The following is a 24,132-nucleotide window of genomic DNA, read 5'->3' as shown; positions in this document are numbered from 1 at the left end:
AATCTTCCTCCCTAACGATACAGGTCCGGCCGCCGATCCGAGAAGACTGGGATCGGTCCCCGCACTGCTTTTAATTCATCCAAATCTAAATCGGCAAAGTAGAGCTGCTCGCCGCTGCCGTCACCGACAATGATCTTCCCCAGCGGGTCGATCACCAGTGAGTGACCGTCGAAGTGGTTGTCGGGATCGTCCCCGACCCGGTTGACTGCCACCACGAAGGCCTGATTTTCAATCGCCCGCGCCTGCAGCATGATCCGCCACTGCGGGATCCGCACGGCCGGCCATTCCGCGGGCAGGTAGAGGATGTCGGCCCCGTGACGAGCCACCGTCCGGATCCATTCCGGAAAGCGCAGGTCGTAGCAGATGAAGCTGGCACTCGACACGCCCGCCAGGCGGAAGAAGTTCTCCCGGTCCCCGGCGGTCAGGTACTGGTCCTCCTTCATCAGGCCAAAGAGGTGGACCTTGTCGTAGGAAGCGACCGCCTGCCCGGTTGAGTCGTAGACCAAGGTGGTGTTGTAAAACTGGTCGCCGTGCTTAGTGGCAACCGAACCGCCGACGATATTGATCTGGTACTGGCGCGCCAGGCGGCTCAACAGCTCCCGGGTCTGGGCGCCGTCCGGGTCAGCCAGCTGGTCCAATTGATCCAGGGCGTAGCCGGTATTCCACATCTCCGGGAAGACAACCACGTCCGCGTCGCCCTGGGCCGCCTGTTTGGTAAAGGCCGCCACCTTGGCCGCGTTGGCCTGCGGGTTCGCAAAGGCAATGTCAATCTGTGCTAGGGCCACTTTCAAACTCATTTTCTCCACCTCAAACAAAAAAGAGCACTCATCCTTATATTTAAGGACGAGTGCTCTTTCCCGTGGTGCCACCTTAGTTCGCCGCCCGCTCACACGGACGGCCTCGTGGAGTCAATCAACTCCCGGTATTGGTAACGGCTACCACCCCGTCGCCAGCTCAGCTAGGCCTCGCCGGCGCGTCATTTTTGCAGACCATCTTCACGGCTGGCAACCATCCCTTCGCACCGCCCAGGGACTCTCTGAAAATTGCGCCACCGCTACTCATCTGACTGACGTTCTCTTAACTTGTTGTCGCTTATTCTAATTAACGATTAAGAAAAAGTCAATAGTTTTCTAATATAATTTTAATTAATTCTCAGACTTGACAAATAAATCGCCGGGACGGTAAACTAAGCGTGTGGTCATAGTAGGTCAGACCAGAGAGCGGGGTCATCGGCTGCAAGCCCCGCCACCAATACCGAATCCAAGCCACATCGAACTAACATGTAAATAAATTTTTAGAAAAAGAGTAAAGCACGTCTTTAAACGAGAATGGTAACGCCGTCACTGGTGTCTCGATTAAGGGCGTGCTTTTGTTTTAAGGAGGGAATTGCCCAATGGCAGAAAAGAAGCAACGAATCGTCGTCAAGGTCGGGACCAGCAGCCTGATCCTGCCCAATGGCCAAACCAACCTGCGTGCCATCGACCGGTTGGCCTTCACCCTGGCGACCCTCAATCACCAGGGCTATGAAATGGTGCTGGTATCATCCGGGGCGATGGGGGTCGGCCTGGCGAGCCAGGGACTGCGGGAACGTCCCAAGCCGATCGCCAAACAGCAGGCCCTGGCCGCCATCGGGCAGACCGAACTGATGCGGATCTATTCCCAGCGCTTCCTCGACTATCAGACCAAGGTCGGCCAGCTGCTTTTGACCCGCGACGTGCTCCACTTCCCCGTCAGTCGCCAGCACGTTCTTAACACGATCTCGACCCTGCTGGACGACGGCGTGGTGCCGATCATCAACGAAAACGACCCCGTCTCGGTCGACGAGCTGGATCATCACACGACCTTCAGTGATAACGACGAGCTGTCGGCCCTGGTGGCAACCCGAATCGGCGCCGACCTGCTGATCGTGCTTTCGGATATCGACGCCTTTTACGACAAGGATCCCCACAAGTATCCCGACGCCCAGCCAATTCGCCGGGTCGAAGAATTAACGCCGGAGCTGCGGGCGGCCGCCAGCGGCTCCAGCACCCGCTTCGGCACCGGCGGGATGGTCACCAAGCTCCACGCCGCCGCCACCACCATGGAACACCACCAGCAGATGGTTCTCTGTTCCGGCGCCGATCCCCGGATCATCTTCAGAGTCGTCAAGGGCGAAGCGGTCGGCACTCGATTTGGCAAGTAGAACATAAAGGAGGAATTAATCATGAATCAGGAATTAATTAAGATTGGTCAGCGGGCCCAAGCCGCCGAAGACATTCTATCCCAGCTCGACACGGCCACCAAGAACGCGGCCTTAAACGCCATGGCGGACGCCCTCGATAACCATCAAGACGAGATCATCGCCGCCAATCAAGAAGATATGGCAAATGCCACGGCAATGCCGAAGAAGTTCACCGACCGTCTGCTGGTCAACGCCCAGCGGATCGCCGACATGGCAAACGGCCTGCGCGCCATCGCGAGTCTGGCCGACCCAACTGCCCGGATCGACCGCGGCTGGATCAACGCTGACGGCCTGCAGATTCTCCAGCGCCGGGTCCCACTCGGCGTCATTGGCATCATCTTCGAGGCCCGGCCAAACGTCACCGTCGACGCCACCGGACTGACCTTTAAGAGCGGCAACGCGGTCATCCTGCGGGGCGGCAAGGAAGCAATCCGCACCAACATCGCCCTGGCTAAGATCCTGCGCGATACTTTGGCTGCCCACCAGCTGCCCGCAGACGCTGTTCAGTTGATCGAAGACACCAGCCACGAGTTGGCCCAGGAGATGATGAACCTGACCGACTACATCGACGTCCTGATTCCCCGGGGCGGCCAGGGCCTGATCCAGCGGGTTGTCAAGACGGCAACCGTGCCGGTGATCGAGACCGGGGCCGGCAACTGCCACGTCTACATCGACCGGGACGCCGACCTGAAGATGGCAACCGACATTACGGTCAACGCCAAGGTCCAGCGCCCATCCGTCTGCAACGCCGCCGAAAAGCTTCTGATCCACCAGGACGTGGCGGAGAAGTTCCTGCCACAAATTGCCCAGGCCTTGATGGATCACGGCGTCCAGCTCCGTGGTGACGAGCGCGCCCGTCGGCTGGTTCCCGCCATGCAGGAAGCAAGCGCAGCGGACTGGGACACGGAATACAACGACCTGATCATGGCGGTAAAGGTGGTCGACTCACTGGATGCGGCCATCAAGCACATCAACCGCCACAGCACCCACCACTCCGAGGTCATCGTCACCAAGGATATTGCCCGGGGCCAGGAATTCCAGCGGCGGATCAACTCCGCCTGCGTCTACGTCAACGCCTCGACCCGCTTCACGGACGGCGGGGTTTTCGGCTTTGGGGCCGAGATTGGCATCAGCACCCAGAAGCTCCACGCCCGCGGACCAATGGGCTTGGATCAATTGACCACCATTAAGTACGAAATCACCGGTAACGGTCAGGTTCGGCAATAGAAAGGAAGTTCAACATGAAGGTAACAATTATCGGCGTCGGCAACATGGGCGGCGCCATCGTCAAGGGACTCGTAAACAGCGGCGTTGATGAGGTGAGCGGGATGAACCCGACCAACCCCCGCGTCAGCAAGCTCGCCGACCAGCTCCACTTCACCCTCTTTCACACCGCCGCGGAAGTGGTCAAGGCCCAGCCGGACGTGGTGATCCTCACGACCCCGGCTAAGATCACGGTGGCCGTGGCCCGGGAGCTCAATGGACTGAATTCAAAGGCAGTCGTGATCTCCGCGGCCGCGGGCGTCACTCAGGATCAGCTGAAGTCCGCCCTGCCGGATAACCCGATTGCCACCATCATCCCCAACACTCCGGTGGCCGTCAACGCCGGAACGATTGGCCTGGCCCTGCCACATGATGGCGCAACGGCCGCGCAACCGACCATCAATCACGTCCTCGAGCAGCTCGGCGACATCGTCACGGTCAGCGAAGACAAGCTGGACATCGTCGGCGTGGTTGGCGGCTGCGGCCCGGCCTTCGTCGACGTCTTCATGGACGCCCTGAGCGACGCCGCGGTGAAATTCGGTCTTGACCGGCAGACCGCCTACGAGCTGATCGCCAGCATGATCAAGGGCAGCGGTACCCTGGCCTACGACACCGGCAAGACCCCGGCCGAGCTGCGCGACCAGGTCACCTCGCCGGCCGGCACCACCATCCGGGGCGTCGAGGCCCTGGAGAAGCACGGTCTCCGCTACGCCGTGATCGACGCCGTCAACAAGGCCAACGGCGAAGAATAACGCAAAAGTCACAATTGGCACCCGATAAATCTGCAGGTTTATCGGGTGCCAATTTTCGTATAACAGCACAAAACCATGCTAAAATAAGGCTAAGCAAAGGAGGGTTCAAAAATGTTATACCCGTACGCCGAATTTCCAAATCATTTGATCATCACTTATTCAGAAGTCAAACCCGATAAGACTATCCACGTCAACTTTGAGCAGCCAACCGATTGGGGATTTAAGGAAGCACGCTACTCACTGCCTTCACACAAGGTTCTTTTCAATGATGGCTTTACACCAAGCGAAACTAAACTAAATGAAGAAATCCTCGCCAAAAACGAAAAGCTGATTGTTGAATTCGCCGAAGAGGGCGGTGTGGAGCTTGCCTAACTTATTTAACTTCGCCGGATATTGTATATATTTTTGGTCCAACGAAAGTGGTGAACCAATTCATGTTCATGTTTCAGTCAAAAGGCCATCGAACCAATCCACAAAATTCTGGTTATTAAAAGATGGTTCTGTAGAACTAGCAAATAACCATGCCGAATTATCACGCAAGTCAATCAAGCGCCTTAGCTTCTTTATTACTCAAAACTACAACTTCATCCTAGCTGCATGGAAAAACTACTTTGAAGTTGATAGCATTAAATTTTATAAATAACTATAAAAGGATGTTCATGACTCAGCACCATGAACATCCTTTTGACTTTTATTCAACTTCCATCCGCTTAAACATCAGGCCGGGCACCGCATTGAGGTCCATCCCGGCGCGATCGCCGTGGCGGTAGTTAACGTAGCCCGCCGCACCAATCATCGCCGCGTTGTCACCGCAGAGCTTCAGTGGCGCCTGGAGCATCGAAACCTCCGGGTGGTACTTAGCCATGTCGTGGTCGAGGCGCTTCCGAAGTCCCTGGTTGGCGGCCACCCCACCGGCCAGGATCAGCTGCTTTACCGGGTACCGGTCCAATGCCCGCATCGTCTTCTCCGCCAGGACGTCGACGACACTCTGCTGGAAGCTGGCGGCCAGGTCATACTTGTTGAGGGTTTCACCGCGCTGGTCGGCATTGTGGACCGTGTTGATGAAGGCACTCTTCAACCCGCTGAAACTGAAGTCGTAGTTGGCCTCCTTCTCCATCGCCCGCGGGAAGTGGAAGGTGTCCTCACCCTGGGCCGCCCACTGGTCGATCGTCTTGCCGGCCGGGTAGTTGACGCCCAGCACCCGGCCAATCTTGTCATAGGCCTCGCCAGCCGCGTCGTCCCGGGTTTCGCCGATGATCTCGTACTCGTGTTCCTTGGGCATGTAAACCAGTTCGGTGTGCCCACCAGAAACCAAGAGGGCCATCTGCGGGTACTTGAATTCGCCAACGTAGCGGGCCGCATAGAGGTGGCCGGCCATGTGGTTGACCGGAATCAGCGGCAGGTGGTGGGCCCAGGCGATCACCTTGGCCGCCGTGACCCCGACCAAAAGCGAACCGACCAGTCCCGGTCCGTAGGTAATCGCCACGGCCGTAATGTCGTCATAGCCGACCTGGGCCTCGTCTAGGGCCTGGTCGATGCAGCGCGTGATCCACTCAATATGGTGGCGGCTGGCAACTTCGGGCACCACGCCTCCGAAGCGCTGGTGGCTGTCGATCTGGGTGGCCACCACGTTACTCAAAATTTTCGTGCCGTTCTCGATCACGGCCACGCTTGTTTCGTCACAACTGGTTTCAAACGCTAAAATCAGCGTACGTTCTGCCATAATTACTTTGACTCCCCTTTTTTCAATAGGTCTGCTTCCATGTCCACCGCGTCCTCATGGTTGTCGAGGTAGTAGCGGTGCTTGATCTGTCGCTCGCGAAAACCAAGGTGCTCGTACAACTTGCGTGCCACCAAGTTGTGAACCCGTACCTCCAGGCTGACCGAGTGCAGCTGGGTATGACGAGCATAGTTGATCGCCGTTCCCACCAGGTAGGTCCCGATACCCTTTTTTTGGTAGCCGGGGGTCACGCCGAGGTTGGTGATGTGTAGGTCGAGCTTGAACCAGTCGACCGACATGCCGATAAAGCCGATCACCAAGCCGTCGTCGACAATCACCAGGTAGAGCCGGTCGTGGGGCCGCCGCAGCTCAATTTGAAAGGCGGCGTAGCTCCAGGGTTCTTCCCCGTAAATGGCCCGTTCGATGTCGACCATTTTTTGGATGTCGTCCTCGGCGGCCATCCGGACCACGTACTGGTGCCCGTTGATCATTACCACGCGCCGGGCAAAATCCAACAGCGGCCACCGGTTTCCCTCAAATTTGAAGCGGCACCAGTGCTTAAACTTCTCTAACATAGTTCTGACGGGTCTCGCCCGGGTGAAGCTTCTGCCAGTTGGCCTCGGCCTCTGTAATCCGAAGGTAGTGTGGCACGAACGGATCAATTTCTTTGACGGCTGGCCGGTTTTCGCCCGCCAACGCCAGCTGATAGGTCGACGGAATACCGTACGCGCGCGGCGCCAGGGTGACGTTATCCGGCAAGACCTCAAACTGGTCTTCAATCCGCTTGGTCAGGTGGCCCACCAGGATGACAGGCTGGTCGACTGCTGCCAGCTGGTCCAGCAGGGTAGCCATCCCCAGGTGCTGATCTTCAATCCGGTTGACCAGCTGGCCGTCTTTCCACTGGTAGGCCCCGGCAAAGACGTTGCCCCGGCGCGCGTCGAAGAAGGGAACGATGATTGCCGTCGTCGTTGGCAGGACGTTGCGGGCAACGACTTCCAGGCTGGAAACACCCACCAGTTCCACCTTTAGGGTATCGGCCAGAACCTTGGCCGTAGTGACGGCAATCCGGATGCCGGTATAGGAACCGGGACCCTGGGCGACGACGATCCGGTCGATGTCTGCCGGCTGCCACTTGACCAGGTTAAAGAGCCGGTCAATGGTCGGCATCAGATAAATACTGTGGTTGCGAACCATGTTCAGCGTCGTGGTGGCCAGCAGCTGGTCGTCCTCCACCAGGGCAACGCTCATCGGGTGGTTCGAGGTATCAATCGCTAAGACTTTCATTGTTGTTTGCACGTCCTTTCAATCACACCTAACATCTTATCACAACTGGCCCGCTTCGTCGCCGATGTTTGATCGGCCGGACCGATTTGAGAACAAAAAATCCGCTGCCGAATTTGGCAACGGATTTTACTATTATATTGAACGCGGACTAGTCGCGATCGTCGTAGCCCTTTGGGTGAGTGGAGTGCCACTTCCAGGCAGTCGCGATGATGTCGTGAACGTCATCGTACTTTGGCTTCCAGCCGAGGATCGTCCGGGCCTTGTCACTGGCAGCGACCAGTGAGTCGGGGTCACCGGGACGACGAGGAGCCATCTTAGCCGGGATCGGCTTGCCGGTAACTTCACGGGCGGCTTCCAGCATCTGCTTGTTGGAGAAGCCAGTGGAGGAGCCCAGGTTGAAGACGTTGGATTCATTGCCGGCTTCCAGGTACTTGAGGGCCAGGATGTGAGCATCGGCCAGATCCATGACGTGAACGTAATCACGGACGTTGGTGCCATCTGGGGTGTTGTAATCGTCACCGAAGATGCTCAGTTCCTTGCGCTTGCCCTGGGCAACCTGGAGAATGATTGGAACCAGGTGGGTTTCAGGGCCGTGGTCTTCACCGATCGTGCCGTCAGGAGCAGCCCCGGCAACGTTGAAGTACCGCAGGGCAACGAACTTGATGCCGTATGCCTTGTCAGCCCAGGCCATCATCTTTTCCATCATCAGCTTAGACAGGCCATACGGGTTGATTGGCTTCTGTGGGTCGGTTTCCTTGATCGGCATGTGTTCAGGAACACCATAGGTTGCCGCCGTGGATGAGAAGACAATGTACTTGATGTGGTGGTCACGCATTGCTTCCAGCAGGGTGATCATGCCACCAGTGTTGTTGTCGAAGTACTTCAGTGGCTTTTCCATTGATTCGGGAACAATTGAGAAAGCAGCGAAGTGAACAACCGCCGTGATGTCTTCACTGTCAAAGACCTTGTCCAGGAACTTCCGGTCCCGGATGTCACCTTCGTAGAACTTTGCCTTCGGGTTGATTGCGTCCCGGTGACCCGTTGACAGGTTATCGGCCACAACCACGTCTTGACCATGTTCGATTAAATCCTTGACCATGTGGGAACCGATGTAACCGGCACCACCAGCAACTAAAATTGCCATTCCAAATTCCTCCTTATATCGACTGCCTAACCGATATAACCAGCTAGTGTTTTTATCTTTCACTAGGCATTGTAGCACAGTTTTCTGGCCCCGGCGAGTAAATTTTAGTAAAAATTACGTAAAATTGGAACCGCTTCATTTGCCAGTCTTAGAGGGTTTCTAAATTATCCATGTCAAAGGCGTGCTCAACGTACTTGAAGAGGATCCCCTCCCGCAGGCCGCTATTGCTAAAACTGACGCTATCGATCGCCAGCTGACGCATCAGGGCCAAGAGCGGTAAGAGGCCACCGACGATCACGTCGGCCCGGGCCTTCATGACGCCTCGCATTTGGGCACGGCTCTCCTGATCGGCCTCGACCAGCTGGTGCATGATGCCAAAGGCCGTCTGTGAGCTCATCGTCAGTCCGTGGATTGGGGCCGGTTTGCCGTCGACGGCATTGCGCCAGCGGTAAATTTTACCAAGGGCCCGGTTGCTGCCACCGAGGGCCACGATTCGGGTGTCACGGAAGCGGTTGAGCCAGCGCTGGTGGGACAGGATCTCATCGACCTCGACCATGGCGTCAAAGAGGTCAGCCGCGTTGATCACGTCACCGAGCTGGTAGCGCTGCGACAAGGTCACCGAACCGATCGGGATGCTGACCGTTTCCTCGGCCGCCCCGTTGTCGACGGCAATCAGCTCCATGCTGGCCCCACCGGTATCGATGATGATCCCACGGTCAATCGGCAGGGTCCGGGCAACACCGACGTAATCCAGGTAGGCCTCCTGTTCGCCGGTGATCACCCGAAACTTAAAGCCAGTCTCTTGTTGCACCCGGTCCAGAAATTCCTGCTGGTTTTTGGCCTGGCGAACCGCCGCGGTGGCCACCGCCACGATCCGGCCGTGGTCATACTGGTCACAAATCTGGCGGAAGTCGCGCAGGGCCGCCACGGTGCGGTCCATCGGCTCGGCCTTCAGGACCTTTTCCGGCCCCATCTGGGATGACAGGCGGACGTAGCGCTTCTCGTAGTGCTTGGTCACCGCCTGCCCATCCTTGGTCAGCTCGCTGATCTTGAGACGAACCGAATTGGAACCCAGGTCAATCACGGCCAGGTTATTAGTCATTAGAATCATCCTTCCCGTGGTCGAGGTGCAGTGACGGCACGTGCTTGCTCAGGGTCTCGAAGACCGTTGACAGGTGCCGCTGGTTCTTGCGTTGGTGGTGTTCCTGCTTGTACATTTTTTCTGCCTCGGCCACAAAGTATTCCTGAGAGTTGAACGGCTGGGCATCCCCACGGTCAATCCGCTCGTAGTGGTCCCCTTCCAGGATCCGGGCCTTGGTGTTGTCACGCCACATCGCGTCCAGAATGTGGATTGCCCGGGCCTTGGTGTCCGCCTCCTTGACCGGATAGAGTTCTTCCACCCGCCGGTTCAGGTTCCGGGTCATCATGTCGGCACTGGCCAGGTAGATTTCCTCGTGACCGTTGCTCTTGAAGTAGTAGATCCGCGAGTGCTCGAGGAAGCGGCCGACGATGGAGTGCACCTCGATGTTGTCGTGCAGTTCCGGCAAATCGTTTCTCAGGCAGGTGATCCCCCGGACGATCAGCTGGATCTTAACCCCGTTAGCGGCGGCATCATAGAGCCGGGCAATAATCTGTTTGTCGGAGAGTGAGTTCATCTTCATCCGGATCAGGGCCGGGTTGCCGCTCTTGGCCACCTCGATTTGCTCGTCGATCTTCTGGTTGATGAATTCCCGGATCCCGTCCGGTGAAACCCGCAGCTGCCGGAAGTACGGCGGCCGGGCGAACCCGGACAGCATGTTGAAGAGGTTGGTCATGTCGATGCCGATCTCGTGGTCGCAGGTGAAGAGGCCCATATCGGTGTAGAAATGAGCGGTGACGTCGTTGTAGTTCCCCGTTCCCAGGTGCATGTAACGCCGCAGGCCGTCCTCGTCCCGCCGAATGACCAGGGTGACCTTACAGTGAGTCTTCAGGCCAACCAGACCGTAGATAACGTGGCAGCCCATCTGTTCCAGCCGCTGGGCCCACCGAACGTTGTTTTGCTCGTCGAACCGGGCCTTGACTTCGACCAGGACGGTGACCTGCTTGCCCCGCTGGGCGGCCATCCCCAGGTACTTGATGATTGGCGAATTGCCGGAAACCCGGTAGAGGGTCATCTTGATCGCCAGTACCTTCGGATCGAGGGCTGCCTGGTGGACAAAGTTGACGACGGCGTCAAAGCTGTCGTACGGGTGCTGCATCAGGTAGTCCTTTTCCCGAATGGCCTGGAAAATGTTGTGATCCATGTCCATCTTTGGGTTGAGGTAGGACTTGTACGGCTTGTAGCGCAGGTCGTCGTGGCCGTCGACCATTCCAGATAATTTCTTCAGGAAGGTCAGGTCAACCGGCCCGTCCACCCGGTAGAGGGACCGCTCGCTGACGTGGAGGTTGTCGATCAATTGGTTTTCCAGCCACGGGTCGATGTCGTGTTCGACCTCTAGCCGCATTACCTGACCGTGCTCCCGATCACGCAGCTGCTGCTTAACGGCCCGCAGCAGGTCGGAGGTATCTTCTTCGGCCACATCGAGGTCCATGTCCCGCATGACCCGGTAGGTTGCCGTCTTGATGATCTGGTAGCCCGGGAAGAGCAGGGACATGAATTCCTTGATCAACTCGTCGATCAGGATGAAGTTGTTCTCACCCGGCAGGCGCACCAGCCGCTTGTAAATGTCCGGAACCCGGACGGTGGCAAACTTGATGTCGGCCTCCCGGGAATCGTCGTGCGGCTCATTCTGGTGGCGTTCGACTTCCTGGTCCCCTTCCAGGATCTCCTTGGTCTTCATCGACTCAGCCCGCTGCTCCGGGTCGCGACGCAGCTGAACGGCGATGTTCAAGGAGTTGTTGGAGATAAACGGGAACGGCCGGGAGCTGTCGTCGGCCATCGGCGTTAGCACCGGCATCAGTTCGTCGTTGAAGTACCGGCGGATGAATTCGTACTGCTTGTCGTCAAGGTCGGCGATATGCAGAATGGTGATGTTTTGCTCTGCCAGCTGGGGGATGATCTCCTGGTTGTAGACCCGGTAACGCTCCTCAACCATCCGGTGCTCCTTTTCGTTGACGGCATCCAATTGCTCCTGCGGCGTCAGGCCGGAAGCATCGGTCGTCGTGACGTTGGCAGCGGCCAGTTTGTGGAGGGAAGCCACCCGGACCATGAAGAATTCGTCAACGTTGCTCTGCGTGATTCCCAGGAAGTTAGCTCGTTCCAGCAACGGGTTGTTGGTGTCGATTGCCTCACCGAGGACCCGGCCGTTGAAGTCGATCCAGCTCAACTCCCGGTTGACATAGTTTTCTGGTTTATAGAAATCTTTGTACATGTTAGTTTTCGCCCCTCTCAATTAATACCGGCTGAATGCCGAAGACGTCATTGAATAGCTTGGATTTCTTGCTAAATGACCACTTTTCAAGGACTAGGTCGTCGTTAGCCGTGGCCTTGATCTTCAATACCTGGTCGCTCGTCAGCTTTAACTTAATGGCCGAGATCTTCTGCTGGCGTGAGTCATCCAGTGCGTCAACTAACCGCAGGATGGCCGCCAGTTTGGCCACCGTCAATTGAATGTCGTCGTCCATGTGCCGATAGTGGGCCTGGGTGGCCGTTGGCGACTCGGCACTGTGGTAACGGGCCACCTCGGCGATAATCTGGTTATCCTTATCCGACAGTCCGATCAGTGGGTTAGCCTCCAGGATGTAGGCTGAGTGCCGGTAGTGGCCCTTCTGGTTAATGAAGTTCCCGATGTCGTCGACCTTGCTGGCGATCTCCAGCAGCAGGCGGGCATGGTTATCCAACCGGTGAATCGGCCGCAACTGGTCGAAGAACTGGCAGGCAAACTTGGTCACGAACTCCTGGTGGGCCATGTCAATCCCGTAACGCTGGGCAATGTCGTCGGCCGAGGTCCGGATCATCGTATTGATCTGACTCTGGGCGCCCGCGTCGATCGTCCCGTTGACCAGCCCATCCATCATCGAAATATCGGTAACGTAGATGCTCAACGGGTGAACCAGGTGGGCGGTCCGGGCAATGACCAGGTAGTTCGGCAGGTTAACCCGCCGCTCCGCATCAGTCAGCGCACTGCTGATCCAAGCGCCGTGGCTGCCCGGCCGAATGCCCAATTCCTGATCGACCTTGTCCAATGGTGCTTCGGGAACCTCTGCCAGGTGCTCACCACGTGGAATGTAGTGATGGTTGAGAACCGGTGCGTTTTGAATCAGCAGCACCGTCCGCTTCTTCCGCTTCAGTTCAGGTGAAATGTACTCCAGTTTGGAGTTGATGTAGTCCTGAATAATTTCCTGCGGGTTCGTGGTCGTCTGCCGGAGCCGCTGGACGAGCCGGCTGATCTTGGCACCCCCGAGATCGAGGTCCCACTGCTTTTCAAAATTGCCGTGGTGGAAGAAGGCCAGCGTTACCGTGTCCAGCCCCAGCGTCAGCAGGTACAGGCAGTGCTTGCTTAATTCCTTGAATTCAGGCAGGGTGGTCACAACGCAGCCCATCGTCTGGGCCATCAGCTGGTTGTTGTTGAGCCACTGTACCTTCAGGCCGGTCCGGACCTCCAGTTGATCGCCGACGTAACGGGCGTCGACCGGATCAAGGTCCTCAATTGCCCCGTAGAAATGAACGTCTTCAACTTGATAATCTTTCAGCAGCTGCTTGAAGCCCTCCAGGTTGTTCACAATGGCTTCCATGTTTTGGGCATAGTTGGCAATGTTGCCCCTGCCAACCATCAGTTCTCCCGAACGGACGTCATTAATCACCCGGCCCTTGGGCAGTTCCAAGATGCGCAGGCTTACCTGGTCAGGCTCCAAATAAATCACTGCAGTCAATGAATTCTTCACGCCAACCACTCCTATCTTGATAATTCTTCATCTATTGTTAATTATAGAACATTCACCTCCGCCACCACAGCGAAAGGACCAAATATTAATAAAAAAGAAGCCATTTCACGCGAAATGACTTCTTTTACTAATTATTTAGGCCCAGTGAAATTCGGCCTGGGCACAGGTCTGACCGTCCACCACGATCGCATGGCGGCTGGTCAGCTGACCTGGCTCGTCAAGCACCTGACAGCGACTGGTGACCGTGGCACCCTCGCGAACCTCGTGCTCATACTTAATCGCCATTCTGGTCAGGTGGTGAGTCCGCAAGAACTGGCTCCCCAGCGGATCCAGCAGCCAGTCGAAGTAGCGGGCGTTGTTGACGTGGTGGTTAACGTCGATGTCAAAGTAGCGCACCCGGTACTCCTGCTCCTTGGCCGGCTCCGTGACTTCAGCGGGCTGGGCAAGGCGGGGCAGCCGCTTCTCCTGCGGCGAGTCAAAGCGGCTGATCAGTTCTTCGGGAATCGACATCAACCGCCGCTTCTCCAGATTCATGAAGACAAAGTTGGCCCGGAAGTGGGCGTACTTGATCCGGTGGTCCGGGTCGGTCAGCCAGAATTCCCGCAAGGCGAAGAAGCGGTTATAAGCTAGGGCCCGGGTCCCCAGGATCACGGTGTCGCCAAAGGTTGGCTGCTCTTTGGTGAACTCCCCCTCGTAGGCGGTAATCACCCAGGCACCCCCGGTGGACTGCACCGTCGCGGTATCCATCCCCAGTGACATGCTGTGGGCATCGGAAACCATCGTCATCATGCTCAATACCATGCTGAGGCTGGGGCGACCGGTATCGTCACACTCGTAATAGGTCAACAGGTGGGGCATTTCATAGGTTTGCTTGTTTTGTTGTAAATCCATTCGAATCCCCTTCCTAGAGGTTGTGGTACTGCTTGTAGAGGTCCTGACGCTTGATCCCGTTACGTTTGGCCACCAGCTTAATAGCGGCGTTGGTCGACAGGCCGTCGACAATCGCCGCGTCGATCTGTTCCTGAAGCGATTGGGGCCGACCCTCGTCTTCTTGTTTATTTGGATGCGGGTTCCCCGCCACGAGGACGACAAATTCGCCCCGGGCCTCGTGGCTTTCAAACCAGTCCCGCAACTCGCCGAGACTTCCCCGGCTGAACTCTTCGTAGCGCTTGGTCAACTCCCGGGCGAGGACGGCCGGTCGCTCGTCTCCAAAGACCTCGGCCATCGCCGCCAGGGTCTTTTTCAGGCGGTGTGGGGCCTCGTAGAAGATCATCGTCTCCGGCCGGTTGACCAGTTCTTCTAAGGCGGTCACCTGCTGCTGGTGCTTGCGCTCTAGGAAGCCATAAAAGTAGAAGGGTTGGGGAACTAAGCCAGAGGCAATCAGTGCCGTCAGCCCGGCATTGGCACCCGGCAGTGGAACGACCGGAATTCCCTCCTTGACCGCCGCGGCCACCAGCTCCTTGCCGGGGTCCGAAATCGACGGCATCCCCGCGTCGCTGCACTGGGCGATCTTTTGCCCGTCCTTGAGCTTGGCGATCAACTCGGGGATGCGCTGCTCGGTGTTGTGTTCGTGAAAGCTGATCTCCCGGGTGCTGATCTCAAAGTGGTTGAGCAGCTGCTGGGTGTGTCGGGTGTCCTCGGCGGCGATCAGGTCGACGTCACGGAGGGTTTTGATCGCCCGAAAAGTCATGTCATCAAGGTTGCCAATCGGGGTTGGTACCAGGTAGAGGCAACCCCCCGTTTGATTTTTGAAACTGCTAATCTGTTGCATGGTTCACCTACTTTGCTTGGTCCGGATCATGGCCGAAAATCACGTCGGTGCAGAAGGCACAGGACTCGCCGGGGGCCAGTCGTTTGCCGAAGTATTCGCTGCAGACGTGGAAGCCCTGCTGGTAGAGCTCCTTTAAGTTCTGCCGTGAGCCCGACAGCTGCGGTTCCCCGTTGGCATCCTTCATCTTCTTGATTGCTTGGCGCAGGTGGTCGTTTTCGATGGAAAGCTCCACGTTTTGCTCCAGAACCTCGGTAATCTGATTCTGCAGCTGCTCCATGTTGGCCACCAATTCCCGGGTCTGCTTGGTCACCTGGGCAAAGCGGTCATAAATATTCTCATTTGCTTTTTGTTCACTCATGCTTTTGCCCCCGCAAGGTCTGGACGATCTGAATCGTCAATTGTTCAACAATGTTTTGAAAGTTAATGTTCTGGCTGAGCTGGTGGCGAATCCCCAGGGTCAGCTGACTGACCGCTAGCAGCTGGGCCATCGTGTACTGGCCGGCCACCGCCTGCAATTGCGACTGGGCGCCGATGAAGTGCAAGCGGTCATCACCGGTAATGCCGTTGGCTACCAGGAGGGTGTCACGCCAAATCAGGGTGATCAGGTCGAGAAGCACCTGCTGCCTCTCCCGATCCGTGGCCAGCTTTTGAATTACGGTCTGGACCGAGACAAAGGCCAACATGTTCCCCTGGCTGACCTGATTGTACCATTTACTGACGCCGGCAATCGCTTGGCCGAGCCAATTGTCTTGGCACCAATTCTGCACCTCAGTGATCGAGTCGGTCAGGCCGACCGCCACGGACCGTTGCTCAAGTGGCACCTCTGCCTTGGCCAGCTCTTCTAAGAGCGCTGCTCGCGGCAAGGGCTGCATCTCGATTACCTGGGTCCGGGAGCGGATCGTTGGCAAGACGGCGCTCTTGTTGCTAGTCAGCATCAGGATGTAGACTCCCGGGCCGGGCTCCTCGATGAACTTGAGCAGGCTGTTGGCCGCCCCGGTGGTCATCTTCTCCGCGTCCCGGATGATGAAGATCTTCTGGTCGCCCTCCATCGCGCTCTTGGTAAATTCGGCCTTCAGGTGGCGAATCTCGTCAACCTTGATCTGCCGCCCCGTGGCCGCGGCCGTCACGATGTCTGGATGGTTGCCAGTCAGAATCCGCTGACACTCCGCACAGGTTAGGTCCGGCTCATTGTTCACCGGGTGCAGACAGAAAAGGCGCAGGGCAAGCCACCGCGCGATTTCTCCCTTGCCCGAGCCGGTGGGTCCCACCAGCAGGTAGGCGTGGGCCAGTTCATGATGATTTAAAACCTGCTTTAATCGCTCAACGACTTGAGGCTGAAGCTGTTCTGCCCGTGGCTGTGCACTCGTTGTCACGCTAATCCCTCACTTAGAATTTGATAAACTGATCAACCGGCAGGACGAACACGGTGGCGCCCCCGACCTTGACGTTGACCGGGAAGGCCGAACCGCCCTCGACATCATGCATCTGTGACGTGATGTACTGTTCACGCGACTTGGCGTTCTTCTTGATCACGTCCAGGACATCCTGGACCCGGTCATCCTCAATTCCAATCAGGAAAGTGGCGTTGCCCTCACGCAAAAAGCCCCCGGTCGTGGAAAGCTGGGTCATCTGAATATTAGCGGCGGTCAGTGCCTTGCGCAGGCGGTTGCTGTCCTTGGATTGGACAATCACGACGAGCATCTTCATAGTAATCACCTCTTAGAATTCATTGGCAAATAGATCGGTAAACTTGGCGTGCATGGCGGCCTTGACGTCGGCAATCACCCGGTCAAGGGATTGGCTGGCGTTAATCGTCTTAATTCGCGCCGGTTCTTTCTCCGCCAGGCGCAGGTAAGAATGGCGAACCGCGTGGTAGAAGTCCAGCTGTTCCTTATCCAAACGGTTGACCTCATCCGTCCGGTGGGTGGCGATCCGCTTTAAGCCCAGTTCGGTCGGGATGTCCAGGTAGATCGTCAACTCCGGCATCAGTCCGTCGATGGCAAACTGGTTGATCTGCCAGACCTCCTGCTCACCAAGGTGGCGGGCCGCTCCCTGGTAGGCAATCGAACTATCGACGTAGCGATCACACAGGATCACCTTCCCCGCCGCCAGGGCCGGCTTGAGGTCGGCGACCACGTGCTGGCGCCGGGCCGCCGCAAAGAGCAGCGCCTCGGTGCGGGCGTCCATGGCGGTGTTCTCGCTGTCCATCAGGATCTGGCGAATCTGTTCCGAGATGTGGTCACCGCCCGGCTCCCGGGTGTACATGACCGCTGCATCTCCCAACTGCTTTTCCAGGTCGGCCCGGATTGCCCGCAGAACACTGGTCTTTCCGGCACCATCGGACCCTTCAAAAGAAATAAATTTTCCCTTCATGGCCTTCATCCCCTCTAGCGGCCAATCACGCCCTGGTTGAGCTGGCCGTGAACGTGGTACTTGCGCGCCAGGCGGTACAGGTAAAGGTACTTCTGCTCCTGCATGTGGGCCCGGTCGTGAAGCTCAGAGCTGACGTTGGCCTCGTAGACCGCCCGCTCCGTCTCCTTGGCATGGTCCCAGCTGCCCTTGACCGCATAGATCGTGCTCAAGAGGTGCTGGTCGCGCTGCTTTTCAATTTCATGTTTTGGATGCTTAAACAGCATAATTACATCTCCGTTCGTCCTTGAACCGCCTTAAAAAGCGTCATCTCATCGGCGTAGTCAATGTCGGCCCCGACCGAAAGCCCGTGGGCCAGGCGGGTGACCTTGATCCCCGCCGGTTTGATCAGCTTGGCCAAGTATCCGGCCGTCAGTTCCCCATCCGCGGAGGCGTTGGTGGCGATGATGACCTCCTTGACCTCGTCGTTGGCCTTCAGCCGCTTCAACAGGCTGGTGATGTTAATGTCCTCCGGGCCGGTTCCGGCAACGGGCGAGATCACGCCCTCTAAGACATGGTAGAGACCATGATATTCGTGCATCCGCTCCATCGCCATGATGTCTTGGGACTGTTCCACCACCAGGATCTGGGAACGATCACGGGTCTTGTCCTTGCAGATCGGGCAGGGATCGTCCTCGGTGATGTTGCCGCAGATGCTGCAGGGATGCAGGTCCCGCTTGGCGGAGAGAAGCGACTTGGCAAAATTGGTCACGTCGTCATCCTCCATGCCCAGCGTGTAAAAGGCCAACCGGGTTGCCGTTTTCTGTCCGATTCCCGGGAGCTTGGTGTAGCTCTCAATCAGCTTGGCAAGGGGTTCCGGGTACTGCATGGATTACATCCCCATCCCGTTGGTGTACTTGCCCAGGGACTTCTGCGTGGCATCATTAACCTTGCTGATACCGTCATTGATTGCGGCAACGACCAGGTCCTGGAGCATGTCGATATCGTCGGGATCAACGGCCTCCTTGTTGATCTTGAGGTCGACCAGCTTGTTATCACCGGTGAAGGTGGCAGTTACCATGTCATCGGGGGCCTTGCCGACAAATTCCTGCTTGGTCAGTTCCTCGTGTTCGGCCATCATTTTCTTTTGCATTGCCTTGGCCTGCTTCATCATCTGTTGCATGTTCATTCCGCGCATCATAATTCAATCATCCTTTACTATTTTAATTATCTTCAATCTTCACAATGTCATCGCCAAACAATTGCTTGGCGGCCGCAACCGGATCCGTCGGCCGATCGCCCGCAGTCGCCGTTTCTTGAGGAGCCGTCTCGTCTTCCGGAGCCGGTGGTTCATCAGGCAACGGTGGCTCCTCCGGCAATGGCGCCGCTGATGACGGTGTCGGAGTTGGCTGGGGCTGGGCAGTTGACGTGGTCGTCGCTGCCGTGGCCGGGCTCGGTTGGGTGGTGGTCGTCACGTCCTGCTGAGGCTGGGTTTGTGCGGCCGCCGGGCTTGGCTTAGGCTTAGCAACCGCCTTTGGCCGGGCGGACCGCTTGTCCAGGCCGTGCTCCTTGATGTAGGTCTGGCGAATCTGCGGCCACTTGTTCTTCGGCACGAAGACGACCCGGTGCTCCGTCCCCATCAGGCTTTGTAGGGCTTGTTCCATCGCCGTAGTCAGGTTTTCGTCGGTCGTCGCTTCCTTAAAGAGAAAGGCGTAGTCAAAGGCGACGATCACCCCGCTGTCACTAGCCGCCACCGGCTTGGAAACGTGGAGGAGCGAGCGTTGGGGAACCGTCAGGTGGTTGAGCATGTCGCCCCAGAGGTTTTGGATGTTCACCAGGTCCTTCCGCGTGGCGGCACCCAAGACCGGATAAACCTGGTTCAGGTTCACCTGCACGTTGCGCTGAGGGACCCGGGGTTTGCTCGGCTTAGCGCCGGCCCGGGGTCCCGGATTGGCGGACAGGTTCTTGACCGTCTGCTGGAGCTGCTGAATCTCTTGCTGAAGCTGCTGGATCGTCTGGTTGGCCGCCAGGTTTGGCTGGGCCGCCTGCTCCTGAGCCGCTAGTGCTTGAGGTGCTGGCCCGACTGCCTGATTCTGGTTTGTCGACCTGATCTGGCAGAGTTTGACCGTCAGGACCTCCAAGTAGACGTCGGGGTGGGTAGTAAAGCGCATCTCCTCTTGAATGTCGTTGAGCTCATCGATCATCTGGTAGAGGGTCGTCGCGTCAACCGCCTTGCTCAGCTCCTGAAAGTCCTCATCCTTGAGGCCGGTGCTGGCAACCACGATCAGCTTCGGTGACTCCTGGTAGAGCAGGACGTCGCGGATAAAGGCGATCAGGTCTTCGATGAAGCGCTGACCATCCTTCCCTTCACTGAGAATCTTTTGCATGGTATCCAGGGCGGCGGCACTCTGCTGGTGCGCCACCTCCAGGAAGTACTTCTTCAACAGCTGCTTAGTCACGCTGCCGGTCACCAGCAGGGCATCGTCGAGCTTGACCTGGTTGTCACTAAAGGACAATACCTGGTCGAGGATGCTAAGGGCGTCCCGCATTCCACCCTCGGCGGCGTTAGCAATCACCCAGAGGGCCTTCTCCTCGTAGTCCACCTTCTTCTGATCCAGGATGTACTTCATCCGGTCAAAGGCGTCCTGGGCGGAGATCCGCCGGAAGTCGAAGCGCTGAACCCGGGAGATGATCGTCAACGGAATCTTGTGCGGCTCCGTCGTCGCTAGGATGAAGATCACGTTGGCTGGCGGTTCCTCCAAGGTTTTCAGCAGGGCGTTGAAGGCCCCCGTCGACAGCATGTGGACTTCGTCGATGATGTAGACCTTGTAGTCGGCCTGGGTTGGCGCGTACTTGGCCTTGTCACGAATGTCCCGGATCTCTTCAACCCCGTTGTTGGAGGCCGCATCAATTTCGATCACGTCATTGAGCTGGCCGTTGGTGATTGCCTTGCAAATCTCACACTTGTTGCAGGGTTCGCCATCCTCAGAATGGTGACAGTTAACCGCCTTGGCAAAGATCTTGGCCGCCGAAGTCTTCCCGGTGCCCCGCGGTCCGGCGAAGAGGTAGGCATGGCTGATCTGGTGGGTGATGATGGCGTTTTTCAGCGTCTGGGTGACGATCTGCTGACCGACAAGCTCGTCGAAACGCTGGGGACGCCAAACCCGGTATAGTGCCTGGTAACTCACGCTAACCTTCCTTTCTCAAAATCAAACTACTTTCAATATTATACAAGTTTTCCTTCCCAATGGGGATCGATCTGTTTTGAAATAGTTAAATTTAATCTTACCATAAAATTAAAGAGGCCCGCGATAAGAATACCCTTATCACGAACCTCACTGATTATCTCTCAAACTTAGAGCACAAGCTGCTTCATACTTAGTGCTGCTTCCTTCCGGACCTGACACGGTTCGTAAGTGCAACCTTGCTCTAAGGCCTTACGGCAAATATTATAGTACACTACTTTGCCCATAATTGCTAGCCCTTTGCCCGACGTTTTTTCCGAGCCGCCTTGCGCTTCTTGCGGATGGCCCGGAAAAAGTCCCTTAGCATTTGGCTGCATTCATCCCCCAACAGTCCACTATGAACGTTGACCTGGTGGTTGAGCCGCGAATCGTTCAGTAAGTGGTAGAGGCTGTCGACTGCCCCCGCCTTGGGATCAGCGGCCCCGTAATAAACGTTCTTGATCCGGGCGTTGATGATCGCCCCACTGCACATGATGCAGGGCTCCAGGGTCACGTACAGGTCGCAATCCTCCAGCCGCCAGCTGCCCAGGGTCGTGCAGGCCTCCATAATTGCCAGCATTTCGGCATGGTAGGTCACGTCTTGAAACTTTTCCCGCATGTTGTGACCGCGACCAATAATCTGGCCGTCATGAACCACGACCGCGCCAATTGGGACCTCGTCCAGGATTTGCGCCCGCTTTGCTTCACGGATTGCTTCACGCATGTAATGACGATGATTTTTTTCCTCTTCCATAAAGTTTCTCCATAATTGATAAACACTTTTTGCCTTTTCAAGTGTATAATATGTTGTTAGTCTTTATCTAGTGATTAGTCACTAGTCGGTTTAAAAAGTTTCACAATTTCCATTACCCGTCGTTGCTACCACATGTCGCGTTTCACTAAAAACAAGTCACAACATGTGGTAGTTTTTCGATTGATTTTTCCTTATTTCCCGCTATACTAGATAACATCACTAAGCGAACATAAGGAGCGATTAAAATGGTAACTGTTTTCTCAAAGAACGACTGCATTCAGTGCAAGATGACAAAGAAGTTCCTCAAGCAGCACCAGATTGATTTCATTGAACACAACATCGACGAACAGCCGGAATACGTTTCCCAGCTCAAGGCCGAGGGCTTCATGGCAACCCCGGTCGTTAAGCTGCCCAATGGTAACGCATTCTCCGGCTTCCGTCCAGACCGTCTTCAGCAATTAGCCTAAGAGACGTTACTTATCTAGCCAGGTAGATTTTTCTTCCTGGCTTCTTTATTGTCTAAAATAATTGTCTAAAATAAAAATTGCCCAAAATCAAAGAAAGTGAGTAAAGCAAGATGGCATTATCTGACATTGATCTGACAAAGGTAAAGTACTTCGACCTCAACAACGAGGTTAACATCCCCCGCGATGGCCAGATTCAGCTCGAAAAGGACAAGGAGGCCCTGGCCGATTTTCTCAAGGAAAACGTTGAACCAAACACGAAGCACTTCTCTTCATTAAAGGAACGCTTCGCCTGGCTGGAAGACAACGACTACATTGAGCGCGGCTTCGTGGGCCAGTACAGCCCGGCCTTCATTGAAAAGCTCTACGCCTACCTCCGGGACCAGGATTTCCACTTCCACTCCTTCATGGCGGCCTACAAGTTCTACGCCCAGTATGCCCTACGCACCAATGACAAAGAATACTACCTGGAAAACTACATTGACCGGGTAGCGATGAACGCCCTCTACCTGGCCAACGGCAACGAAGAATTGGCCATGGACCTGGCCGATGAAATCATCCACCAGCGCTACCAGCCGGCCACTCCGACCTTCTTGAACGTCGGGCGGAAGCGGCGCGGTGAATTCGTCTCCTGCTTCGTTATCCAAACCACTGACGACATGAACACGATTGGGCGGACGATCAACTCCGCCCTCCAGCTCTCCAAGATTGGTGGCGGGGTCGGAATCAACCTCTCCAACCTGCGGGAGGCCGGTGCGCCAATCAAGAAGATCAAGGGTGCGGCCAGCGGGGTCGTCCCGGTGATGAAGCTCTTAGAAGACAGCTTCTCCTACTCCAACCAATTGGGTCAGCGGCAGGGGGCCGGCGTGGTCTACCTGAGCGTTTTCCACCCCGACATCATCGAATTTTTGGGGGCCAAGAAGGAAAATGCCGACGAAAAGATCCGGCTGAAGACCCTCTCACTGGGGATCACGGTGCCCGATAAGTTCTATGAGCTAGTCGAGAAGAACGAGGACATGTACCTCTTCAGTCCCTACGACGTCGAGCGGGTCTACGGGAAGCCATTCTCCTACGTCGACATCACGGCGGAGTACGACAAGCTGGTTGCTAACGACGAAATCCACAAGAAGAAGGTCAACGCCCGCGACCTCGAGGATGAGATCAGCAAGCTCCAGCAGGAATCCGGCTACCCTTACATCATCAACATCGACACGGTCAACCGGGCCAACCCGATCGACGGCAAGGTCGTTATCAGCAACCTCTGCTCCGAAATTGCCCAGGTCCAGATCCCGTCCCGGGTCAACGATGACCAAACCTACACCAAACTAGGGTCCGACGTCTCCTGCAATCTGGGTTCGACCAACATCGCCAACATGATGGAGAGCCCCGACTTCGGCAAGAGCGTCCGGGCCATGGTCCGCGGCCTCACCCGGATCAGTGATGCCGAACACATCGAGGTCGTGCCAACGATTGAACACGGCAACGCCCTCTACCACTCAATTGGCCTGGGTGCCATGGGCCTGCACGGCTACCTGGCTAAGCACCACATTCAGTACGGCAGTCCGGTCGCCATCGAATTTACCGGCGTCTACTTCATGCTCCTCAACTACTGGTCACTGGTTGCTTCTAACGAGATCGCCCGCGAACGCCACGAAACCTTCTACGACTTCGACAAGAGTGCCTATGCCGACGGCTCCTACTTCACCAAGTATGTCGAACGCGACTGGGGCCCGCAATCCGATGTCGTCAAGGAACTCTTTGACGGAATCTTTATCCCCGGCGTTGAGGATTGGAAGAAGCTGCGCGATCAGGTGATGAAGGACGGCCTCTACAACGCCTACCGGATGGCCGTTGCCCCGAACGGTTCCACGGCCTACATCAATGATTCCACGGCCAGCATCACGCCAATCGTCAACCGAATCGAAGAGCGGCAGGAAAAGATGATCGGTAAGATCTACTACCCGGCTCCGTACCTGTCCAATGACACCCTGCCGTACTACAAGTCGGCCTATGACATCGACATGCGGCGGGTCATCGACACTTACGCGGCGGCCCAGCAGCACGTCGACCAGTCAATGTCGCTGACAATTTTCATGCGCTCCACCATCCCAGCCGGCCTCTACGAATGGAAGGACGGGCGGACCGATAAGATGACCACCCGGGACCTCAACATTCTGCGCCACTATGCCTACAAGAAGGGCATCAAATCCATTTACTACGTACGGACCTTCACCGACGACCAGGATGAAATTGGCGCCAACCAGTGCGAGAGCTGCGTCATTTGATTTGCCAGTGCGCACTTGCTAAACTAGATAGAGCAAAT

General features: G+C 56.5%; 26 protein-coding genes and 1 other RNA gene. 7 read left to right on the top strand and 20 right to left on the bottom strand.

The annotated features are described in order from the left end of the window. Positions 1–11: 11 nt before the first annotated feature. Positions 12–797: a carbon-nitrogen family hydrolase gene (locus tag LKE23_RS09565; RefSeq protein ID WP_291977121.1), complete on the bottom strand. Its 786-nt coding sequence runs from the start codon at positions 795–797 to the stop codon at positions 12–14. 596 nt (positions 798–1,393) lie between these two features. Here LKE23_RS09565 and proB point away from each other — a divergent pair. The 5 genes from proB to LKE23_RS09540 all read left to right on the top strand — a co-directional run bounded on the left by proB (position 1,394) and on the right by LKE23_RS09540 (position 4,879). Beyond that, complete coding sequence (proB, locus tag LKE23_RS09560; protein WP_291977120.1) at positions 1,394–2,182, top strand: glutamate 5-kinase; 789 nt, start codon at positions 1,394–1,396, stop codon at positions 2,180–2,182. A 21-nt stretch (positions 2,183–2,203) separates the two neighbouring features. Continuing rightward, entirely contained in the window at positions 2,204–3,448 is a 1,245-nt protein-coding gene (locus tag LKE23_RS09555; RefSeq protein WP_291977119.1) for a glutamate-5-semialdehyde dehydrogenase, read from the top strand. A gap of 14 nt (positions 3,449–3,462) precedes the next feature. Beyond that, complete coding sequence (gene proC, locus LKE23_RS09550; protein WP_291977118.1) at positions 3,463–4,236, top strand: pyrroline-5-carboxylate reductase; 774 nt, start codon at positions 3,463–3,465, stop codon at positions 4,234–4,236. A 111-nt stretch (positions 4,237–4,347) separates the two neighbouring features. Next, the gene (locus tag LKE23_RS09545) at positions 4,348–4,608 is read left to right on the top strand and encodes a hypothetical protein (RefSeq protein ID WP_291977117.1); all 261 of its coding nucleotides are present in this window, start codon (positions 4,348–4,350) and stop codon (positions 4,606–4,608) included. Next, positions 4,592–4,879, top strand: a complete 288-nt coding sequence (locus tag LKE23_RS09540) for a DUF4160 domain-containing protein (protein ID WP_291977115.1) — start codon at positions 4,592–4,594, stop codon at positions 4,877–4,879. The genes LKE23_RS09545 and LKE23_RS09540 overlap by 17 nt, the downstream gene beginning before the upstream one ends. Before the next feature lie 48 nt (positions 4,880–4,927). Here the strand turns inward: LKE23_RS09540 and tsaD are convergent, their stop codons facing one another. The 19 genes from tsaD to tadA form a co-directional block, all read right to left on the bottom strand. Beyond that, positions 4,928–5,959 carry a tRNA (adenosine(37)-N6)-threonylcarbamoyltransferase complex transferase subunit TsaD gene (gene tsaD, locus LKE23_RS09535; RefSeq protein WP_291977114.1) on the bottom strand — a complete coding sequence of 344 codons (1,032 nt, stop codon included), beginning with the start codon at positions 5,957–5,959 and terminating at the stop codon, positions 4,928–4,930. Positions 5,960–5,961: 2 nt separating this feature from the next. Further along, positions 5,962–6,531, bottom strand: a complete 570-nt coding sequence (gene rimI, locus LKE23_RS09530; RefSeq protein ID WP_291977113.1) for a ribosomal protein S18-alanine N-acetyltransferase — start codon at positions 6,529–6,531, stop codon at positions 5,962–5,964. Next, a complete protein-coding gene (tsaB, locus tag LKE23_RS09525; protein ID WP_291977111.1) occupies positions 6,515–7,240 on the bottom strand; it encodes a tRNA (adenosine(37)-N6)-threonylcarbamoyltransferase complex dimerization subunit type 1 TsaB in 726 nt (241 codons plus the stop codon). The genes rimI and tsaB overlap by 17 nt, the downstream gene beginning before the upstream one ends. A 148-nt stretch (positions 7,241–7,388) precedes the next feature. After that, positions 7,389–8,384, bottom strand: a complete 996-nt coding sequence (galE, locus tag LKE23_RS09520) for a UDP-glucose 4-epimerase GalE (protein WP_291977110.1) — start codon at positions 8,382–8,384, stop codon at positions 7,389–7,391. 148 nt (positions 8,385–8,532) lie between these two features. After that, complete coding sequence (locus LKE23_RS09515; protein WP_291977109.1) at positions 8,533–9,486, bottom strand: Ppx/GppA family phosphatase; 954 nt, start codon at positions 9,484–9,486, stop codon at positions 8,533–8,535. Continuing rightward, positions 9,479–11,734 carry an RNA degradosome polyphosphate kinase gene (locus LKE23_RS09510; RefSeq protein WP_291977108.1) on the bottom strand — a complete coding sequence of 752 codons (2,256 nt, stop codon included), beginning with the start codon at positions 11,732–11,734 and terminating at the stop codon, positions 9,479–9,481. Before LKE23_RS09510 ends, LKE23_RS09515 begins: the two co-directional genes overlap by 8 nt. A gap of 1 nt (position 11,735) precedes the next feature. Beyond that, complete coding sequence (locus LKE23_RS09505; protein WP_291977107.1) at positions 11,736–13,247, bottom strand: exopolyphosphatase; 1,512 nt, start codon at positions 13,245–13,247, stop codon at positions 11,736–11,738. 135 nt (positions 13,248–13,382) lie between these two features. Beyond that, complete coding sequence (locus tag LKE23_RS09500; RefSeq protein WP_291977106.1) at positions 13,383–14,138, bottom strand: acyl-[acyl-carrier-protein] thioesterase; 756 nt, start codon at positions 14,136–14,138, stop codon at positions 13,383–13,385. 13 nt (positions 14,139–14,151) lie between these two features. Continuing rightward, on the bottom strand, positions 14,152–15,018 hold the full coding sequence (rsmI, locus tag LKE23_RS09495) for a 16S rRNA (cytidine(1402)-2'-O)-methyltransferase (RefSeq protein WP_291977104.1): 867 nt from the start codon (positions 15,016–15,018) through the stop codon (positions 14,152–14,154). A 7-nt stretch (positions 15,019–15,025) separates the two neighbouring features. Then, positions 15,026–15,376, bottom strand: a complete 351-nt coding sequence (locus tag LKE23_RS09490; RefSeq protein WP_291977103.1) for a DNA replication initiation control protein YabA — start codon at positions 15,374–15,376, stop codon at positions 15,026–15,028. After that, complete coding sequence (gene holB, locus LKE23_RS09485) at positions 15,369–16,391, bottom strand: DNA polymerase III subunit delta' (protein WP_291977102.1); 1,023 nt, start codon at positions 16,389–16,391, stop codon at positions 15,369–15,371. The genes LKE23_RS09490 and holB overlap by 8 nt, the downstream gene beginning before the upstream one ends. 13 nt (positions 16,392–16,404) lie before the next feature. Then, the gene (locus LKE23_RS09480; RefSeq protein ID WP_291977101.1) at positions 16,405–16,725 is read right to left on the bottom strand and encodes a cyclic-di-AMP receptor; all 321 of its coding nucleotides are present in this window, start codon (positions 16,723–16,725) and stop codon (positions 16,405–16,407) included. Positions 16,726–16,737: 12 nt separating this feature from the next. After that, positions 16,738–17,391 (bottom strand): dTMP kinase, encoded by a 654-nt coding sequence (tmk, locus tag LKE23_RS09475; protein ID WP_291977100.1) that lies wholly within the window; start codon positions 17,389–17,391, stop codon positions 16,738–16,740. A 14-nt stretch (positions 17,392–17,405) separates the two neighbouring features. Continuing rightward, positions 17,406–17,654 carry a YaaL family protein gene (locus tag LKE23_RS09470; protein ID WP_291977099.1) on the bottom strand — a complete coding sequence of 83 codons (249 nt, stop codon included), beginning with the start codon at positions 17,652–17,654 and terminating at the stop codon, positions 17,406–17,408. 2 nt (positions 17,655–17,656) lie between these two features. After that, positions 17,657–18,256, bottom strand: a complete 600-nt coding sequence (gene recR / locus LKE23_RS09465; protein ID WP_291977098.1) for a recombination mediator RecR — start codon at positions 18,254–18,256, stop codon at positions 17,657–17,659. 3 nt (positions 18,257–18,259) lie between these two features. Then, entirely contained in the window at positions 18,260–18,568 is a 309-nt protein-coding gene (locus LKE23_RS09460; RefSeq protein WP_291977097.1) for a YbaB/EbfC family nucleoid-associated protein, read from the bottom strand. Positions 18,569–18,590: 22 nt separating this feature from the next. Beyond that, positions 18,591–20,555 carry a DNA polymerase III subunit gamma/tau gene (gene dnaX, locus LKE23_RS09455; protein ID WP_291977096.1) on the bottom strand — a complete coding sequence of 655 codons (1,965 nt, stop codon included), beginning with the start codon at positions 20,553–20,555 and terminating at the stop codon, positions 18,591–18,593. Between the two features lie 161 nt (positions 20,556–20,716). After that, an RNA gene (gene ffs, locus LKE23_RS09450) (signal recognition particle sRNA small type) lies at positions 20,717–20,803 on the bottom strand. Between the two features lie 41 nt (positions 20,804–20,844). Further along, entirely contained in the window at positions 20,845–21,345 is a 501-nt protein-coding gene (gene tadA, locus LKE23_RS09445; RefSeq protein ID WP_291977095.1) for a tRNA adenosine(34) deaminase TadA, read from the bottom strand. Between the two features lie 245 nt (positions 21,346–21,590). On the opposite strand from tadA, the gene nrdH reads away from it, so the two are divergent. Both nrdH and nrdE read left to right on the top strand, forming a co-directional pair. Next, the gene (gene nrdH, locus LKE23_RS09440; RefSeq protein ID WP_291977094.1) at positions 21,591–21,812 is read left to right on the top strand and encodes a glutaredoxin-like protein NrdH; all 222 of its coding nucleotides are present in this window, start codon (positions 21,591–21,593) and stop codon (positions 21,810–21,812) included. A 110-nt stretch (positions 21,813–21,922) separates the two neighbouring features. Further along, positions 21,923–24,094, top strand: a complete 2,172-nt coding sequence (nrdE, locus tag LKE23_RS09435) for a class 1b ribonucleoside-diphosphate reductase subunit alpha (protein ID WP_291977093.1) — start codon at positions 21,923–21,925, stop codon at positions 24,092–24,094. Positions 24,095–24,132: the final 38 nt, after the last annotated feature.

It is taken from the genome of Limosilactobacillus sp. (genome assembly GCF_022482365.1).
GTDB lineage: Bacteria > Bacillota > Bacilli > Lactobacillales > Lactobacillaceae > Limosilactobacillus.
The sequence above is the reverse complement of the archived record's forward strand: the minus strand, read 5'-3'. Positions and strand labels throughout refer to the sequence as shown.

Bases quoted from the DNA above. Each gene is read 5' to 3' on its own strand.
- rimI (WP_291977113.1), bottom strand. From the start codon at position 6,531: ATGTTAGAGAAGTTTAAGCACTGGTGCCGCTTCAAATTTGAGGGAAAC.
- nrdH (WP_291977094.1), top strand. From the start codon at position 21,591: ATGGTAACTGTTTTCTCAAAGAACGACTGCATTCAGTGCAAGATGACA.
- tmk (WP_291977100.1), bottom strand. From the start codon at position 17,391: ATGAAGGGAAAATTTATTTCTTTTGAAGGGTCCGATGGTGCCGGAAAG.
- LKE23_RS09460 (WP_291977097.1), bottom strand. From the start codon at position 18,568: ATGATGCGCGGAATGAACATGCAACAGATGATGAAGCAGGCCAAGGCA.
- tadA (WP_291977095.1), bottom strand. From the start codon at position 21,345: ATGGAAGAGGAAAAAAATCATCGTCATTACATGCGTGAAGCAATCCGT.
- LKE23_RS09565 (WP_291977121.1), bottom strand. From the start codon at position 797: ATGAGTTTGAAAGTGGCCCTAGCACAGATTGACATTGCCTTTGCGAAC.
- recR (WP_291977098.1), bottom strand. From the start codon at position 18,256: ATGCAGTACCCGGAACCCCTTGCCAAGCTGATTGAGAGCTACACCAAG.
- tsaD (WP_291977114.1), bottom strand. From the start codon at position 5,959: ATGGCAGAACGTACGCTGATTTTAGCGTTTGAAACCAGTTGTGACGAA.
- LKE23_RS09490 (WP_291977103.1), bottom strand. From the start codon at position 15,376: ATGAGTGAACAAAAAGCAAATGAGAATATTTATGACCGCTTTGCCCAG.
- rsmI (WP_291977104.1), bottom strand. From the start codon at position 15,018: ATGCAACAGATTAGCAGTTTCAAAAATCAAACGGGGGGTTGCCTCTAC.
- LKE23_RS09470 (WP_291977099.1), bottom strand. From the start codon at position 17,654: ATGCTGTTTAAGCATCCAAAACATGAAATTGAAAAGCAGCGCGACCAG.
- tsaB (WP_291977111.1), bottom strand. From the start codon at position 7,240: ATGAAAGTCTTAGCGATTGATACCTCGAACCACCCGATGAGCGTTGCC.
- proC (WP_291977118.1), top strand. From the start codon at position 3,463: ATGAAGGTAACAATTATCGGCGTCGGCAACATGGGCGGCGCCATCGTC.
- LKE23_RS09545 (WP_291977117.1), top strand. From the start codon at position 4,348: ATGTTATACCCGTACGCCGAATTTCCAAATCATTTGATCATCACTTAT.
- LKE23_RS09515 (WP_291977109.1), bottom strand. From the start codon at position 9,486: ATGACTAATAACCTGGCCGTGATTGACCTGGGTTCCAATTCGGTTCGT.
- LKE23_RS09500 (WP_291977106.1), bottom strand. From the start codon at position 14,138: ATGGATTTACAACAAAACAAGCAAACCTATGAAATGCCCCACCTGTTG.
- proB (WP_291977120.1), top strand. From the start codon at position 1,394: ATGGCAGAAAAGAAGCAACGAATCGTCGTCAAGGTCGGGACCAGCAGC.
- galE (WP_291977110.1), bottom strand. From the start codon at position 8,384: ATGGCAATTTTAGTTGCTGGTGGTGCCGGTTACATCGGTTCCCACATG.
- LKE23_RS09555 (WP_291977119.1), top strand. From the start codon at position 2,204: ATGAATCAGGAATTAATTAAGATTGGTCAGCGGGCCCAAGCCGCCGAA.
- nrdE (WP_291977093.1), top strand. From the start codon at position 21,923: ATGGCATTATCTGACATTGATCTGACAAAGGTAAAGTACTTCGACCTC.
- LKE23_RS09480 (WP_291977101.1), bottom strand. From the start codon at position 16,725: ATGAAGATGCTCGTCGTGATTGTCCAATCCAAGGACAGCAACCGCCTG.
- LKE23_RS09510 (WP_291977108.1), bottom strand. From the start codon at position 11,734: ATGTACAAAGATTTCTATAAACCAGAAAACTATGTCAACCGGGAGTTG.